The sequence below is a fragment of the Corynebacterium falsenii genome, assembly GCF_020099275.1.
Taxonomy (GTDB): Bacteria; Actinomycetota; Actinomycetes; order Mycobacteriales; family Mycobacteriaceae; genus Corynebacterium; species Corynebacterium falsenii.
This window is the reverse complement of the sequence record NZ_CP083646.1, coordinates 1,453,465-1,470,542: the sequence shown is the minus strand read 5'-3', so window position 1 is coordinate 1,470,542 and position 17,078 is coordinate 1,453,465. Positions and strand designations below refer to the sequence as shown.

Sequence of the window (17,078 nt, the reverse complement as noted above, 5' to 3'; positions counted from 1 at the left end):
AAATGAAGTCGGCACCGGGCCCGGCGCACCTTCTTTACCTGCGGAGGGTTGCCACCCAGTTGCGGAGCAGCTGGGCACCCGCGTCTCCCGACTTCTCCGGGTGGAACTGCGTGGCCCACAGCGGTCCGTTTTCCACTGCAGCGACGAAGCGGGAGCGACCGTGTTCCGCCCAATGCACCAACGGCGCTTCGGTGCGGCCATCCGTGACAAGCTCCCAATCTTTGACGCCATAAGAGTGCACAAAGTAAAAGCGCTCGTCGGGCTTACAGCCCGCGAACATGACAGACCCCGGAGCAACATCGATGGTGTTCCACCCCATGTGCGGCAGCACGTCGGCATCGAGCCGGCTCACCGTCCCCGGCCACTCGCCTGCGCCTTCGGTCACAGTGTTGTTCGTGGCCTCGGCAAATTCCTCGCCATACTCGAAGAGGATCTGCATGCCCACGCAGATGCCGAGGACGGGGCGGCCGCCCGCGAGGCGCTGGCCGATCAAGCGATCACCCTTGACCTGCTTGAGTTGGTCCATGCAGGCGCTAAACGCACCTACGCCGGGGACGAGCAGACCGTCGGCGTCGAGAACAGTAGCCGGATCGTTGGTAACAACAACGGTGGCACCGGCGCGCTCCACCGCGCGCTGCGCCGAGCGCACGTTACCGCTGCCATAATCCAGCAGTGCCACCGTGGGCTTACTGGTGGGCTGCGCCGCAGACTCTGCTGCAGACTGGGAGGCGGACTCGGAGATGGTGTCCATGGATTGTTCCTCGTTCATGTGCCGTATCTTACTTGTCCTTCTTCGCACCCGAACGCTGGCGTAGGCTGCGCAGAGTCTCGCGGACATTGTTGTACTCGGAAATGCGGTGGCGGCCCACGACACGGTCCAGACCGGCGGCGATAAGAGCCACCGTGACCACGGCAGCGGAAGCCACGAACGCGCCCTGGTACGCGAAGGCACCAGCCACGAAGCCCAGCACGACCGCGCCCAGGCCGGTACCGGAGTCGAAGGTCATGTTCCACAGTGCAGACGCCTTCGCGGATTCCTCACGGGGCAGGCGGTCGAACATCATGAGCAGCGCCTCGGTCTGAACCACACCGAACCCGGCGCCGAACAGCGCTGCCGACCCCAGAGCACACAACGCGAGCGTGAGGCCCGAGGAACCAGCCGTGATGGTGGCCGCCGCAGCCGCCAAGCCCAGCAGACACAGCAGCAGGCCGATGCCATACAGCCGGCCCGGCTCGCCGACACGGTCGGCATACCACCCGGAGAACAGGCGGGTCATGATCTGCATGCCGCCGATGATGGACAGCGTGAAGCCGGAGATGGTGGCGGCCGCGCTGGCGTCCAGCTGTGCTGCAGCGGGAGCCAGGAAGGTGGAGAACGCCGCGAAGCCGCCCGCGGCCGCTCCGATGGCGAAGCCGGGGATGGTGACGAGCTTCCAGGTGGATGCTCGCGGCCGGGCCGGGGTGAAGTCCATGGACTCTGTGGAGTGCTCGAGGGCTTCGGCATCATCACCTGTGCCGTGCCCGGCATGGGCGCCCGTTGCATCACCGTGTTCTGCGGCGAGCTCGGCGTGCTCGGCGTGCTCATCGCGGGGGCGAGGCAGCTGGAGAGCCGCGATGCCGCCCACCACGGAGTACACGGACGCTACGAGGAGCACCACGATCATGCTGAACGAGCCGTAGAGCCACATACCCAGCGGGAAACTCAACAATTGGGCAATGCCCACGGTCGCGCCGAACACGCCGGATGAGCGGCCGACCAGCCGCGGGGGAACGAGCTCAGCGATGAGCGCGGCCTCCGTGACCGTGGCCGCACCGAAGCCCACGCCACGGATAGCGGCGACGACGAGGACAGTGCCAGCGGACATGTCCGCCGCATAGATGATCGCGGGTATGCCCAACAACAGCCCAGCCACGAACATCACCGGCATATAGCCCACCGCCCGCAGCACGCGCGGGGTGAAGGCTTGGGTGAGCACGGTCGCACCCATGAACACGCCGGTGGACAGGCCCGCCAGTCCGTCCGACCCGCCGTTGTCGATGATCGCCAACGGGATCACCGGCAACAGCAGGGCCCAACCGCCGAAGGCGCAGAAGACCGCCACGAGTGTGGGCCTCAGGCCTGGGGCCTTCCACACTGAGTCGATCTGTTCGAGTTCTTCGGATGACAGTGCGGTTGTGCGCGCCATTTACAGGGCGCCCTTGGTGGAAGGGATTCCGCTGACGCGCGGATCGTCCTCCACGGCGGCCCGCAGGGCGCGGGCGACTGCCTTAAATTCGGCTTCGGTGATGTGGTGCGGGTCGCGGCCGTAGAGGCAGCGCACGTGCAGGGCGATCTTCGCGTTGAGCGCCAGCGATTCGAAGAAGTGCTGGTTGATCACGGTGGCGTAATGCCCACCGATGACGGCCGAGATCATGGCCTCGGGTTCCCCGGTGCCCACGTAGTACGGGCGGCCGGAGACATCCACAGCTGCGTGCGCGAGGGTTTCGTCCATGGGGATGAACGCATCCCCGAAGCGGCGGATGCCCTTCTTCTCCCCCAGCGCATCGGCCAGCGCCTGGCCCAGAACGATGGCGGTGTCCTCCACGGTGTGGTGGGCGTCGATATCAATGTCACCGGTGGCGCGCACCGTCAGGTCAAAGCAGCCGTGGGAGCCCAGGGCAGTCAGCATGTGATCGAAGAACGGGAGGCCCGTGGAGATGTCCGTCTGGCCGGTGCCATCGAGATTCCACTCGACGGAGATATCCGATTCCTTGGTGGTTCGTTGTGCGCGGCCGATGCGCTGTGGCGCATTGGTCTCCGGTGACATGGGGCCCTCCCTTTCTTCGCGTTGATGCACTGCGTACGTTGCAGGTGCGCTTTGCTGGTGTGCTTTGCTGGGTGATTCTCTTGGTGCCTACCCCGGGGCATCGACGGCCACCGGGATACGCATGCACCTACTAACACTAGTGCCCCGCACCCTCCCCAGCTCGTGCAGGTCAGCTAAGCAGACTCGGTGATGTCCCCAACGAGTTCCCGCGCTGCCGCCAGGAACGCATCGTTTTCCTCCGGCAGGCCCACCGTGGCACGCAGCCATCCGGGCACTCCGACGTCCCGGATGAGCACATCGCGGTCGAGGAAGCGCTGCCAGGTGGTGTGCGCATCGGCGAAGCGTCCAAAGAAAATAAAGTTCGCCTGGGAGTCGATCACGTCGTAGCCCATCGCGGTGAGCTCACCGACCACCCGATCACGCTCCGAACGCAGTGTCTCCACGGTGGCCAGAGTGTCGGCCGAGTGCCTCAGCGCCACCTCTGCCGAGGCCTGCGCCAGAACCGATAGGTGGTACGGCAAGCGCACCAGCATCACGGCCTCCACGAACGCGGGGTCGGCAACGAAGTAGCCCAAGCGACCACCGGCGAAGTCGAAGGCCTTGGACATGGTGCGGGAAACCACCAACTTGGTGGGATAGTCCTGCAGCAACGTGCACGCCGAGGGCTGATCGCAGAACTCTGCATAGGCCTCGTCCACGATGACGATGCCCGGCGCGGCCTGGATGATCTTCTCAATGTCTTCCAGCGGGGTCACCCCGCCCGTGGGGTTGTTCGGGGTGGTGACGAACACGATGTTCGGCTGGCGCTTTTCAATGGCTTCAAGCGCACGGTCCATGTTGATGGCGAAGCGCTCCTGCTCCAACCGTGGCTCGGAGATGAACTCCGTCTGCGTGCCGGTAGACAGGATCGGGTGCATCGAGTAGCTGGGGGTGAAACCCAACGCCGTGCGCCCGGGGCCTCCGAAGGCTTGGAGCAACTGCTGCAGTACCTCATTGGACCCGTTGGCCGCCCACAGGTTGTCCACCGTCACGGCCACGCCGGTCTGTTGGGAAATGTACTCAGCCAGGGCCGTGCGCAACTGCACAGCATCCCGGTCCGGGTAGCGGTTTAACGAGGCACCCAGTTCCTGAACGCGCTCCACCAGCTCGTTGATGATCGCCTCGCTCGGCGGATACGGGTTCTCGTTGGTGTTGAGCTGGTTAGCCACAGTCAACTGCGGGGCGCCGTAGGCGGACTTCCCGCGCAGTTCATCGCGCAATGGCAGATCGGATAGTTCAGTCATTGCTGGTCTCCTCACCGGTCTTTTCGCTGGTTTCCTCCGCAAAGCGTGCCTTGACTGCCTCGCCGTGGGCGGGCAGCTTCTCGGACTCGGACAGGGCGATGACGGTCGGTGCGATACCCCGCAGCGCGTCCTCGCCGTACTCGATCACGTGCACGGACTTGAGGAACGTCCGTGTGGACAGGCCGGACGAGTGCCGGGCCGTACCACTGGTGGGAAGCACGTGGTTCGAGCCAGCCGCGTAGTCGCCCAGAGGCACGGGGCTGTACCGGCCGATGAAGATGGCGCCCGCGTTGGTGATGCGCTGCGCCACCTCCGCCGCGTCGGCAGTGTGAATTTCCAGGTGCTCTGCTGCGTAGGCATTGGCCGCCTTGATGGCGTCGGCGATAGTGTCCACCACAACCACACCCGACTGCTGGCCTTCGAGGGCCTCCTTCACGCGCTCGGCGTTCATGGTGATCCGGTAGCGATCGCTCATCTCCTCCACCACGCGATCCGCCAACTCCGGCGAGGTGGTGATGAGAACCGAGGCGGCCATGGGGTCGTGCTCGGCCTGGCTGATGAGGTCGTAGGCCACGTCCACGGCATTGGCAGTCTCATCGGCGATGATGGCGATTTCGGTCGGGCCGGCCTCCGAGTCGATACCCACCACGGAGCGGCACAGGCGCTTGGCGGCGGTGACGAAGATGTTGCCCGGGCCGGTGATCATATCCACCGGCTCCAGCGCCTCGCTCACCTCGCTGCTCTGGCCGCTCTCGCTTCCCACGCTGCCGTAGGCCATAAGCGCCACAGCCTGGGCACCGCCCACGGCCCACACTTCCGTGACTCCCAGCAGCGAGCACGCCGCCAACACCGTGGGGTGCGGCCAGCCGCCCTCCTGCGGCGGTGAGGCCACCACCAGGCTTTCCACGCCCGCTTCCTGGGCCGGAACTACATTCATGATCACGCTCGAGGGGTACACGGCCTTGCCGCCGGGCACGTACAGTCCCACGCGCTGAATGGGAATCCAACGCTCGGACACGCGACCGTCCCCATCGAAGCTGACTTCATGTCCGTCCGGGACTAGCTGGCTGTGGAACGCCCGCACGCGGCTCATCGCCTCGTTGAGTGCATCCACGACCTCGGGTTCCAGCGTGGCGACCGCATCGTCGATGACCTGCTGGGGCACGCGCACGGATTCGGGCACCACGCCATCGAACTTCTCGCCGTACTCCACCGCCGCGGCGGCCCCGCGCTCGCGCACGGCCTCCACGATCGGTTCCACCGTCGGCAACACAGCATCCACGTCCGTGCCACCTCGCGGCAGGCTATGGCGCAGCTCGGCCGTACTGGGAGTGGATCCGCGGAGATCGATCCGGGAGAAATCCAACAACTCAACCGACTCCGGCAACTCGGTGGTCTGAGCCTTGCCTGGCATGGGATAACCTTTCACAACAAACGTCGAGATAACGAGATAACTGTCGAAATAACTACCGGGGAGTTTACGCCATGGCCAGCACGCTGGAATCACTACTCCAGGACAGCACCGCTGCGGCGCGCGCTGGGCGGACCGAAGACAGTTGGCAGCTGGCCTCCCGATTCGCCACAGAGTTCTGGTTGACCACCCCGCACGACGCCCCGGATGAGCTCCGCGGCGAGTATCTCGCCCTGCGTTCCGCGGCCGCCGATAACCTCGGCCTTATCGATGAGGCCATCGAGTCGTTGCTGGCTCTGCAGGACTGGGCACGCTCCAACGACGACCACGCAGTGGCTCTCATCGCCGCAGCTCACCTGGCATATCAATCGCTCAACCAGGACGATGACAGCCTCCACACCCTCTCCTCGCCCACCGAACTGCTGGCGCGCTTGGCCGAAGACTTCCGGAACTTCCGCCCCGACCCGGATTCGCCGACACTCGGCGAGGATTCGTCGCTTGACTGGCGCTCGCTGGAGCCGCGCATGGCCGCCAAGCTCACCCAGGCAGCGACCACGGCCTACACTGTCGCCACCAATCTTTCTTTATCCGACGCCACCACGCCCGAACTCATCAATGCGTTTTCCGGTTATATCCGGCGGTTCGGCCGGGCGGAGCCCAAGGAGGCCGACCGGATCTTGTGGTTTGCCCAGGAAGCTTGGATGAAAGGCGACAGCACCAAGGCCCGGGAGTTGGCGAACAGCGTGCTGGAACTGCCGCAGCCGGGGCGAGTCTCCCAGTTTGAGGCCCACGACATGCTGGGGCATTTCTGCCTCCTTCAGGCCACGGGACAGGCCGAGGTTCCGGACCAGCCGGGTGCTGATCCGGAACAAGAGCTGGCGAGCCACTGGCAGGCGTGCGCGCTTCTTGCCTTGTCTATGCAGGCGCCCGTGGTGGCGTTGAAGCGCACGGAGCTCTCCGGTCATCTGCTCATGGATGTGGGCCAGTCATGGCAGGCCAACGAGATGATTCGCGACACCTTGGAGGCCATGGAGGGCGCGCCGATGGGAGCGCCCGCAATGCTCAACCTGCGGCTGGCAGGCGCGCGGGCCGCCCTGGAGGTTGGCGATGTGGACCGGGCGGCCCAGCTGGCCAGCGGTGTGGCCGAGTGGTCGGCATTTACCGCCGATGACCAGCGCACGGAGGCAGCGCAGACGATCTTGACGATGGCACGGCAGCGCGGCGGGGAGAGCTAGCGCCGAGCTTGGACCGAACTGGGACCCAGCTAGAACCGCTGGGTCCAGCAGGCCTGCCCCCAATAGACCACCGCTGCAGCGGCGGGGGCGCACACAAGCACCACGGAGAAGGGCACCGTTTGGGCCACATAGGCGACCTGGCCGGGTTGGATCATGGTGGCGTCGAAAGAATGAAGATGCTCCACCACGATCGAGCCGAAGATCAGCGACCATACGGCACCGATGGCCGCGCAGAGCGTCACCCATAACAACATGCTGAGACTGCGAACGCGGGTGTGATACGCCCACAGCGCCAACAGAGCGCCGAGTCCCGTGCTGTACGCGGCGAAGATTGCGAAGGCGCGGAAGCCGGCGTCTTCGGTGCCGGGGGTCGGGTCGGCGCCGAGCGACGCGGTGATCGTGATTTCGGTGGACGGATACCCCCAGCCCCACAGGGCCGCGGCAATGGTGAAGGCAACGAGGGTCACGGCAAAAACAAGCGCGCCGTCGCCGACAGCGTGAGAGATTTTCTTCATCAACGTGCGGCTAGCCGGTCGGGCACATCTTCCACCGGCCGTCCTCGCGGGTGAAGTTCATCTTCTGCGAGAAACTCTGTCCACCCTGCTCGGCATGGACTACAGCGGTGGCCTGATCCCCATTGACGGTGATGTCATCGACGGAGGTGAACTTCGGCACGCGGGCGATGTCGTTGAAACTGCCTGCGTCCTGGACCGCGTTGGCGGACTGGCGCGCGGCTTCCTCGCCACCCTTGCTGTCGATGTAGGCCTTGCACGAGTTGTCGATCAGCTGATTGTTGAACTCGGCGGCGTTCTTGCTGCCCTGCCCCAAGGTCAAGACGAGATTGGTGATCTCTTCCTTGTCTTTTTGCGACGCAGACCCGGACATCGGCACCGGCGGCTGACCCTGGTTGGCCCCGCCCTGAGCTTGATCGTTCTGGCCCGGCTGACCCTTTTGCCCCTGCGCGCCGTCAGCATCGGGCGACTGCGGATCCTTCGACGGGTCGTTGGAAGACGCGGTCTTGTCGGTCTCGGACTTCTGCGTGGACGGCCCAGCGGTGGTGGTGGACGAGGATGCGCTCGACGATGCGGAGGAATCCCCCGAATCACCATCCGAGCCGCACGCCGTCAGCGCAAACGGCAACACGCACAGTGCAGCCGCGAAAGTCTTTCGATAACTCATGTGGTTCAGACTACCCTCTATGGGTGTGCAACTAAACAAGCCCGTCATTCTCGACGCCGCCCAGGCCATTCTTCAGGAATACGGCCTGGCGGACCTGACCATGCGGCGCTTGGCCACATCGCTGAGCGTGGCGCCGGGCGCGCTGTACTGGCATTTCCCCAACAAGCAGGCGCTGCTCGGCGGGGTGGCGCAGGTGATGATGGAGCAGGTGCCCAGCGTGACTGCTGGCGTAACTGGCGCGGCCGGGGCGGCCAATGCTGCCGGCGTTGCCGGGGCTGAGGAGTATTGCGCCGCGCTACTCACCGCCATCACCAGCGTGCGCGACGGCGCCGAGATCATGGTGGCGGCGCTGGCCTCCGAGACGATGGACCGCGACGTGGTCGCCGAGCTCGCCCACCTCTGCGAGGGTGGGCACCACCAGGCGCAGGCGCTCGTGCGCTTCGTGCTCGGCTCGGCCTGGGACCTCCAAACGCGCCAAACCGTCCGGGAGCGGCTGAACCCCGCCGAGGAAGCCGATCCTGCAGGTGACGCCGATGACAGCACCGACCGCCACGAGGTGCTAGCGGGAGTGCGCGCAATAGTGGCCGGTTGGAGCAGTTAAGATAACGCTTATGACTTCTGGTTTGTCAGATAAGAGCGGCCTTCGGGCCCCCGGTGAGCCCCTTCTCGTGTGGCCCGGAAAGGCCTATCCGCTGGGCGCCACCTTCGACGGAAACGGAACCAACTTCGCCCTCCACTCCGACGTGGCCGAGAAGGTGGAACTGTGCCTGTTTGATAAGGAAGGTGATGAAACCCGGATCCCCCTCACCGAGGTGGATGCCAACATCTGGCACGGTTTCATCCCCGGCATCACCCCTGGTCAGCGCTATGGATACCGTGTGCACGGCCCCTGGGATCCGGAAAACGGGCTGCGTTGCGATGCCTCGAAGCTCCTCGTGGACCCTTACGGTAAGGCCTTCGACGGCGAGTTCGATGGTGATAGCAGCCTGTTCAGCTACGACATCAACAACCCCGAGCAGCGCAACCAGGAAGACTCCGCCGCCCACACCATGCGCTCGGTGGTCATCAACCCCTACTTCGATTGGTCGAACGACCGCCGCCCCCGCATCGAGGCCAACAAGACGGTGATCTACGAGACCCACGTCAAGGGCCTCACCATGACCCACCCGGATGTGCCCGACCACCTGCGCGGAACATACGCCGGCTTGGCCCACCATTCGATCATCGATTACTTCACCGAACTGGGTGTGACGGCCGTGGAGCTCATGCCCGTGCACCAGTTCGTCCACGACGATCGCCTGCGCGAGCTGGGGTTGAAGAACTACTGGGGCTACAACACCCTGGGCTTCTTCGCTCCCCACCGCGATTACGCGGCATCCCAGAGCGCCGAGGGTGCAGTCGCCGAGTTCAAGCAGATGGTGCGCAGCTACCACGATGCCGGCATCGAGATCATCCTCGACGTGGTCTACAACCACACCGCCGAGGGCAACCACATGGGCCCCACCTTGAGCTTCCGCGGTATCGATAACGCCGCCTACTACCGGCTGGTCGATAAGGACGCCGCCCATTACATGGACTACACCGGCACCGGTAACTCCCTTAACGTCCGCCACCCGCACACGCTGCAGCTCATCATGGATTCGCTGCGCTACTGGGTGGAGGAAATGCACGTCGACGGGTTCCGCTTCGACTTGGCCTCCACCCTGGCCCGCGAGTTCCACGACGTCGATCGCCTCTCGGCCTTCTTCGACCTTGTGCAGCAGGACCCCACGGTCTCTCAGGTCAAGCTCATCGCCGAGCCGTGGGATGTCGGCGAGGGTGGCTACCAGGTAGGCAACTTCCCCGACCTGTGGAACGAGTGGAACGGAAAATACCGGGACACGGTGCGCGACTTCTGGCGCGGCGAACCCTCAACCCTGGGGGAATTCGCCTCCCGGCTCACCGGATCATCGGACCTCTATGCGGGTCGCCGGCCAGCGGCGTCGATTAACTTCATCACTGCCCACGACGGGTTCACTCTCACCGATTTGGTGAGCTACAACGAAAAGCACAACGAAGCCAACGGCGAGGACAACCGCGACGGCGAGAGCCACAACCGCTCGTGGAACTGCGGCGTGGAAGGCGACACAGACGATGAGGACGTGCTGCGCCTGCGCGCCCAGCAGCGCCGGAATTTCCTCACCACGCTGCTGCTGTCGCAGGGCACGCCGATGATTTCCCACGGCGATGAGCTCGGCCGCACCCAGCACGGCAACAACAACGTGTACTGCCAGGACAACGAGATCTCGTGGATCGACTGGGAGAACGCGGACGAGGATCTGCAGGCCTTCACCCGCCGCCTCATCGAGCTGCGCCAAAACCACCCGGTGTTCCGCCGCCGTCGCTTCCTCGCCGGTGGCCCCCTGGGCGAGGACGTGGCCAAGCGCGACATCGCCTGGCTGACCCACGACGCGAAGCTCATGACCGACGAGGACTGGAACTTCGATTTCGGCCGCTCGTTGATGGTTCACCTCAACGGCCAGGGCATCGTGGAGCCGGATCTGCACGGCCGCCCGATCGAGGATGACTCGTTCATCCTGTGCTTCAACGCCTACCACGAAGCGCTGACGTTCACGATGCCGCGCCGACACAACGTGATGCACGTGGAGCCGTCTGAGGAGGATAGCTGGACGGTGGTCATCGACACGTCCGTGCCGAAGGGCGTGCCCGAGGAGCGCCGCGAGCTGGCGCCCGGCGAGGAGATTGAGGTGCCGGCTCGCTCGGTGATCGTGATGCAGCGCCCGCTGTCAGATTAGTTCGTACTGGAACAGAGCTGGAACAGAGCCAGATCAGAGCCGGAAGAGATTGGAGACGCCATGACCGCACTACCCGCCCGAGGCGCCGAGGTGACGATCGAGCCCGACCGCATCCGCGTGCAGCGCTCGGAGTTGGCCGGATCCCTGTGGCCCGACGTGGATCGCGACCCGGCCGACCTCATCGGCTGGTATCGCCAATCTCCTGGCAATGGCTCTGTGGGCTACATCGAGCTTCTTTTTCCCGACGCCACCCCACGCATCAACTTCTCGCCTGGTGACGAAGAGTTGTACCGGGCCATCGACCACCGGTTGACGATGCTGCAGGCTGGCTACAGTCTCGACGACGTTTCCGAACAGGAGTGGATCGCCGCCGCATCGTCGGAGGCTGCCGTGTCGGCGTCGAACAACAACACCGACGGCGGCGATACCGTCGCGGAAGCAGGCGGCGACCATGGTGCCAAGAAAGGCGCCCAAGGAGGCGCCCGAGAGGGTGGCAAGAAGCGCCAGCCCGCACCGTGGGCGAAGGTCGCCACGCCGGACGAGGTGCCGGAGGCTAATAAGGATGCCGATATCGACGGGCCGATCTACGGCCAGGTCGTGTGCGTCACCGGCGACGTGGAGCCCTACGACAAGGGTGACGTGTGGGACATGATTGCCAGCCGTGGTGGCACGGTGGCGAAGAACGTGACAAAGAAGACGACCATGCTCATCGTCGGCGAGTGGTCCAGCATGACGACCAAGGAAAAGCGCGCCCGGGAGCTCAAAGACAAGGGTCAAGAGATCCAGATCGTGCCGTTCGCTCAGTTCCTAGAGATGGCTGGAAAGGCGTAAAGCCACGTGGCTCGGCTCGCTACAGCGAGCCGTTGCACGAAAGCTACTAGTGGGAGCCCTTGTACTCGTCGAGATCGACCTGTGGCGTAGGCTGAAGCTTGTCCGCGGGATTTTCCACCGTGGGGTTTTTCAGGTTGACGTGCGGATCGTCGTCGGACTCAACGAAGGGGATCTTGCCGTCAAGGACGTCGTTGACCCGCTGGCGATCGATCGTCTTGGTCCACGTACCGACCAGCAAAGTGGCGATGGAGTTGCCCGCGAAGTTGGTGAGCGCGCGGGCCTCCGACATGAAGCGGTCGATGCCGACGATAATGCCCACGCCGTCCAGCAGTTCGGGGCGGTGGGACTGCAGACCGGCTGCAAGGGTGGCGATGCCCGCGCCTGTCACGCCGGCTGCGCCCTTCGATGCGATCATCATGAACAGCAGGAGCCCGATCTGCTCCGAGATGCTCATGGGCTTGTGCATGGCATCGGCGATGAAGATGGACGCCATGGTGAGGTAGATGGCCGTGCCGTCCAGGTTGAACGAGTAGCCGGTGGGCACCACGATGCCGACTGTGGACTTGTCCACGCCTGCATGTTCCATCTTGCGCATGAGGTTAGGCAGCGCGGATTCCGACGAGGACGTTGCCACGATGAGCAGGAACTCTCGACCCAAGTACTTGAACAGCTTGAAGATGTTGAAGCGCCCGAACACCGCCAGGATCGAACCAAGGACGACGAAGATGAACAGGACACACGTCGCGTAGAAACAGAGCATGAGCACGGCCAGGGACTTCACTGCCTCGATGCCGGTCTCGCCGACCACGCCTGCGATAGCGCCAAACGCGCCGATCGGGGCGAGCCTGAGGATCATGACAAGGATCTTGAAGACGAGCTTTTGCAGGTGGGCGACACCGGCCAAGATCGGCTCACCGCCCTTACCCATGGACTGGATGGCGAAGCCCACGAGCAGTGCAACGAAGAGCGTCTGGAGGACTGAGCCCGACGTCACCGACGAAAACAGTGTGTCCGGAATGATGGAGTTCACGAAGCCGGCGATGCCGTGGCCGGCCTCGCCGGTGTCTTTGACGTACTTCGCGCCGGAGCCAGATGCTGGGATTGAGAGATTGGAGCCGGGCTCAATGAGGTTGCCCACCACCAGGCCAATTCCCAGTGCGAAGGTGGACATGACGATGAAGTAGGTGAGGGCAATCGCTCCGGCCTTGCCAACGGATGCGGCGGCGCGGACGGATCCGATGCCGAGCACGATGGTGCAGAAGATCACCGGGGCGATCATCATCTTGATCAGGTTGACGAACATGGTGCCCAGGACTTTGAAGCCCTTGGCGTGTTCGGGGTCAACGAGACCGAAGGCGATGCCGGCGATGACGGCAATGATCACTGCGATGTAGAGCCAGTGTGATCGGTCCTTGCGAGGCTTTTTCGGTTCCGCGATCTGCGGTCCGTTGTCCTCTTCGTAGGGGGAAGGTGAGCGTGACATAGCTGGAAAATTACTCCTTGCTGCACCCCGGGTGATCACTTCCGGGCAACACGCTGCCAAAGCGCTGAAAATTTGCATGACCAGGCGTCACAGCTACCCCCTGATGGGGTGATATCGGCGTCTCTCGCCGTATTTTTTCTGTATAAAGCTCGAGCTTTCCTCGGTCTTTTGCTCGTTCTTCTGCTCGCTTTGGTCGCTCGTTGAAGTTCTCTATCGTTCTTCACTGTCCGGCCAACTATCAAGAACCCCAATGGTGATCGCGAGCACCATTGTCCTCGCTGGGATCGACACTGGACTTCACCGCCTCAGATGATGTCCGGGCTAGGCACTAAGCTGGGGATCATGTCTGCCACCTACCGTTTGCAACTTCGCGGCCCAGCCTCCGACCCGTCGGAGGCGTTTACCTTCGCCGATGCCACTGAGCAGGTGGAATACTTCCAGCAGCTCGGGGTGAGCCACCTGTACTTGTCCCCCATCATGACGGCACCTCCGGAATCCACCCACGGCTATGACGTCACTGATCCGACCACCATCAATCCCGAACTGGGCGGCATGGAAGGGCTCCGAGAGCTGTCCAACGCTGTCCACGAAGCCGGCATGAAGATCCTGCTCGATATCGTGCCCAACCACGTCGGAGTGGATGTTCCCAAGCTCAACCCCTGGTGGTGGGACGTGTTGAAGTATGGGCAGGACTCCGAATTTGCCTCGTACTTCGACATCGACTGGTCCGACAACAACGGTGCAGGAGGCCGGCTGGGATTGCCCGTGCTCGGCAGCGAGGATGACGTGTCTGCCCTCACCGTCGAGGGCGACGAGTTGGTCTACTACGAGCACCGCTTCCCCATCTGTCCGGGTACCGAAGGCGGCACCCCGCAGCAGGTCCACGACCGGCAGCACTACAAGCTCATGTTCTGGCGCGATGGCATCATCAACTATCGCCGTTTCTTCAGCATCAACGGTCTCGCGGGTGTGCGGCAGGAAGATCCTGTGGTCTTTGAACACTCGCACCGCATCCTCAACCAGCTCATCGCCGCGGGCATCATCGACGGTGTTCGCGTGGATCACCCCGATGGCCTGGCTGATCCCTTCGGCTATCTGCAAAAGCTCCGTGCGCTCATCGGCCCTGATCGCTGGTTGCTCGTGGAGAAGATCCTGGGTGTGGAAGAGCCCCTCGATCCTCGCCTCAGCGTGGACGGCACCACGGGTTACGACGCGCTGCGGGAATTCGATGGTGTCTTCCTCAACCGCCGGGCTGTGCTTCCGCTCGGTGACATCGCCGCCGAGCATGCCGGGAGTCGGTGGGATGCCGAGGCCTTCAACGCGGCTGAGGAAACCCTCAAGGCAGAGGTGGCCCGCAACGAACTGGCCGCCGAGATCAGGCGCCTCGCCGCGGCTGTCCGACGCGACAACTGGTCCACCAATGGAGAGAACGTCTCCGATAAGGACCTGCAGGAAGCCCTCGTTGAGCTCATCGCATCGATGCCGGTCTACCGCGCCGACTATGAATCGCTCTCGCGCGTGACCTCAACCGTGATCGCGCAGATGATCATTGAGCACCCTGAGTGGGCAGACCCGCTCGATCTCATCGCTACCGCACTCATTTCCCGTGGCGAAGCGAACACGCGTTTCGCCCAGGTGTGCGGTGCCGTGATGGCCAAGGGTGTAGAGGATACGGCGTTCTACCGTGGCTCCCGTCTCGTGAGCCTGCAAGAAGTCGGCGGGGCACCGCAGCGGTGTGGCCTGTCCCCTGCTGAATTCCACCTCCTCCAGGCCGAGCGCGCCCGCTTGTGGCCGCACGCCATGACGACCCTGACCACCCACGACACGAAGCGCGGAGAGGTCGTGCGGTCCCGCATCGGTACCATCTCCGAGGCTCCGGAGGAGTTCGCGGAGCTGTGCGCCTCCATCGAGTACGTGGATGGCCCCACCTGCCACTTCCTGCTGCAAAACCTCATTGGTGTGTGGCCGCACGGGGAACCGCTGACCGATGAGCTGCGCGAGCGATTCCACGCCTATGCCGAAAAGGCCATGCGCGAGGCCGGGGTGCGCACCACCTGGTTCGACGTGGAAGAAGACTTCGAAGACAGCATCCACGCCTGGATCGACGATCTCTTCGACAACCAGGCGGACAAGATCTCCGCCTTCGTTGATCTCATCGCACCGGCTGCCCAGACCACGGATTTGTCGAAGAAGCTTGTGCAGCTCATGGCTCCCGGCATCCCCGACATCTACCAGGGCACCGAGTTCTTTACCGACTACCTGGTGGATCCCGATAATCGCCGCTCCATTGACTACGCCTCCCGCCGAGAGGCGCTGGATAACGTTGGCCGCGGCAACATCCAAACGCCAAATGATGAGCGCATGCACCTCATCGTCACCGCATTGAAGACGCGCACGCAGTACGAGTTGGATGATGCCAGCTACCTGCCGGTCATGGGCACCGGTCAGATGGAGCGCCACGTGCTCGGCATGATGCGCGGAGATAACGTCATCGTGCTGGTGACCCGCCGCCCGCTCGATCTCTACAAAGAAGGCGGCTGGGGTGACACCACCGTTGTGCTGCCGGAAGGCGTGTGGAGCAACGCCCTAGACACGGGCATGTGGCAAGGCGAAGCGCGCCTCGCCGAGCTGTTCAGCGAGCGCGGCCAGGCGATCCTCACACGGGTGGGGAGCTGATTCGACGGTGCCTACAGTGCCTAATAAGCCTAATGAGCCCAATGTGCCCAATGAACCCACCTCCCGCACGGCGTCCCAAGCCCTGAAAAACTACGACGCATGGCTCCGCCGCCACCCCAATGCCGACGAGCAGCTCCACGACCGCATCGAGGACATCCTGGAGGACGCGGGCCTGACCTACGACCGTGTCTCCGTGCGCATCAAGGACCGGGATAGCTTCAAGGCGAAGCTCGCCAACGACAACTACCCGGAGTATGTGGATTTCAACTCCGCCTACGATCTGCTCGGGATCCGCGTCATCACCTTCCATTCTTCGGAGATCCCGCAGCTCACCGAGGCGCTCAGCGACGAGTTCGACATTGTCTCCATCATCGATAAGGCCGCCGAGAATGCTCGTGCCGGTCGGTTCGGTTATGCCAGCCAGCACCTCATCGTGCGCGACCCCATCGCCGACAAGCATGGCCCTGCCCTGTTGGAAATCCAGCTGCGCACCGTGCTGCAACACGCCTGGGCCGAGTTCGAACACGACATTCGCTACAAGAACAGGGAGGACGTGGACCCCCAGATCAACCGCGCGTTCACCCTCGCCGCGGGCCTCATCGAACTGGCCGACCAGCAGTTCGACATGATCGCCGAGCACCTCGAGGAGCGCAAACGCGCGGAGATCGAACGAGCCGCGCCCATCGAGGCCGCCTCCCTACCGGGCGAAATCAGCTCCCTGGTTGGCGAGAAATACCCCACGTCCCGCTCGGAGTACTACTCCTACGCCGTGGAGATGCTCGCCACCCACGGCATCACCACCCACGGCCAGCTCGCCGACCTGCTCTCCGAGGAACACGTTGCCGCGCTCGAGGAGGCGATGAACTACCCCTACCGCCCCGGCCAGGTGCGCCTCATCGACGACATGCTGCTGTTCACCTACGGGCGCGACCACATCAAAAAGACCGTGCACATCGGCAAGTACACCGAATCCCGCCCCGGCAGGTTGGGCAACCGGTGGCAGAAGCTCGGTCAGACCACGCTCAAGGCTGCTTCCCCATCAAGCGATTAAGTTGCCGCCGCTCCCGCTTCGTCGGTCGCCCCGCTCCCCGATCCCGGCGCGGCATCGGCGGGATCACCGGCGGCGGTGGCGAATGATCAATGTAGGCCGTCCGGGCCACCGGCGCCCCCACGCGCTTGGAGAGCAATTGGGTGACCTCCACAATGTGCTCGCGGTGGTTCGCCCACACTCGCACCGTATCGCCCACCACCACGGGTTGCGCGGGCTTGACCGCAACGTCGTTGATTTTCACGTGCCCGGCGTTGCACGCCTGGGCCGCAGCTGTACGAGTCTTGAACAGCCGAACGGCCCACACCCATTGATCCACGCGGACCATTA

At 63.8% G+C, this 17,078-nt stretch carries 15 protein-coding genes; 6 read left to right on the top strand and 9 right to left on the bottom strand.

The features are described from left to right. Positions 1-34: 34 nt before the first annotated feature. From hisH to hisD, 5 genes are all read right to left on the bottom strand, one after another. Positions 35-751 carry an imidazole glycerol phosphate synthase subunit HisH gene (gene hisH / locus LA343_RS06510; protein ID WP_052337643.1) on the bottom strand — a complete coding sequence of 239 codons (717 nt, stop codon included), beginning with the start codon at positions 749-751 and terminating at the stop codon, positions 35-37. Positions 752-779: 28 nt separating this feature from the next. Then, entirely contained in the window at positions 780-2,186 is a 1,407-nt protein-coding gene (locus tag LA343_RS06505; RefSeq protein ID WP_025402539.1) for an MFS transporter, read from the bottom strand. Continuing rightward, positions 2,187-2,807, bottom strand: coding sequence for an imidazoleglycerol-phosphate dehydratase HisB (gene hisB, locus LA343_RS06500; RefSeq protein WP_025402538.1), 621 nt, complete (start codon positions 2,805-2,807; stop codon positions 2,187-2,189). 173 nt (positions 2,808-2,980) lie between these two features. Further along, on the bottom strand, positions 2,981-4,090 hold the full coding sequence (locus LA343_RS06495) for a histidinol-phosphate transaminase (protein WP_025402537.1): 1,110 nt from the start codon (positions 4,088-4,090) through the stop codon (positions 2,981-2,983). After that, a complete protein-coding gene (gene hisD, locus LA343_RS06490) occupies positions 4,083-5,504 on the bottom strand; it encodes a histidinol dehydrogenase (RefSeq protein WP_052337536.1) in 1,422 nt (473 codons plus the stop codon). The genes LA343_RS06495 and hisD overlap by 8 nt, the downstream gene beginning before the upstream one ends. A gap of 71 nt (positions 5,505-5,575) precedes the next feature. Between hisD and LA343_RS06485 the strand changes: the two genes are divergently transcribed. Beyond that, positions 5,576-6,736 carry a hypothetical protein gene (locus LA343_RS06485; protein ID WP_025402535.1) on the top strand — a complete coding sequence of 387 codons (1,161 nt, stop codon included), beginning with the start codon at positions 5,576-5,578 and terminating at the stop codon, positions 6,734-6,736. Positions 6,737-6,765: 29 nt separating this feature from the next. On the opposite strand, the gene LA343_RS06480 is transcribed toward LA343_RS06485, so the two are convergent. Together LA343_RS06480 and LA343_RS06475 are read right to left on the bottom strand one after the other, a co-directional pair. Continuing rightward, complete coding sequence (locus tag LA343_RS06480) at positions 6,766-7,251, bottom strand: hypothetical protein (RefSeq protein ID WP_025402534.1); 486 nt, start codon at positions 7,249-7,251, stop codon at positions 6,766-6,768. 10 nt (positions 7,252-7,261) lie between these two features. Continuing rightward, positions 7,262-7,915, bottom strand: a complete 654-nt coding sequence (locus tag LA343_RS06475) for an Rv0361 family membrane protein (protein WP_025402533.1) — start codon at positions 7,913-7,915, stop codon at positions 7,262-7,264. Positions 7,916-7,934: 19 nt separating this feature from the next. Here LA343_RS06475 and LA343_RS06470 point away from each other — a divergent pair, with 19 nt between their 5' ends. From LA343_RS06470 to LA343_RS06460, 3 genes are read left to right on the top strand one after another with little or no spacing between them, the layout of a single operon-like run. After that, on the top strand, positions 7,935-8,516 hold the full coding sequence (locus LA343_RS06470; protein ID WP_052337535.1) for a TetR family transcriptional regulator: 582 nt from the start codon (positions 7,935-7,937) through the stop codon (positions 8,514-8,516). Between the two features lie 10 nt (positions 8,517-8,526). Beyond that, entirely contained in the window at positions 8,527-10,710 is a 2,184-nt protein-coding gene (gene glgX, locus LA343_RS06465) for a glycogen debranching protein GlgX (RefSeq protein WP_039910897.1), read from the top strand. Positions 10,711-10,770: 60 nt separating this feature from the next. Further along, entirely contained in the window at positions 10,771-11,541 is a 771-nt protein-coding gene (locus LA343_RS06460; protein ID WP_025402530.1) for a BRCT domain-containing protein, read from the top strand. 46 nt (positions 11,542-11,587) lie between these two features. On the opposite strand, the gene LA343_RS06455 is transcribed toward LA343_RS06460, so the two are convergent. Beyond that, positions 11,588-13,024, bottom strand: coding sequence for a cation:dicarboxylate symporter family transporter (locus LA343_RS06455; protein WP_039910896.1), 1,437 nt, complete (start codon positions 13,022-13,024; stop codon positions 11,588-11,590). Between the two features lie 342 nt (positions 13,025-13,366). On the opposite strand from LA343_RS06455, the gene treY reads away from it, so the two are divergent. Further along, a complete protein-coding gene (gene treY, locus LA343_RS06450; protein WP_025402528.1) occupies positions 13,367-15,700 on the top strand; it encodes a malto-oligosyltrehalose synthase in 2,334 nt (777 codons plus the stop codon). Positions 15,701-15,743: 43 nt separating this feature from the next. Next, entirely contained in the window at positions 15,744-16,751 is a 1,008-nt protein-coding gene (locus LA343_RS06445; RefSeq protein ID WP_025402527.1) for a GTP pyrophosphokinase, read from the top strand. On the opposite strand, the gene LA343_RS06440 is transcribed toward LA343_RS06445, so the two are convergent. After that, positions 16,723-17,076 carry an RNA-binding S4 domain-containing protein gene (locus LA343_RS06440; RefSeq protein ID WP_025402526.1) on the bottom strand — a complete coding sequence of 118 codons (354 nt, stop codon included), beginning with the start codon at positions 17,074-17,076 and terminating at the stop codon, positions 16,723-16,725. The two genes, LA343_RS06445 and LA343_RS06440, sit on opposite strands and share 29 nt — an antisense overlap. Positions 17,077-17,078 lie beyond the last annotated feature (2 nt).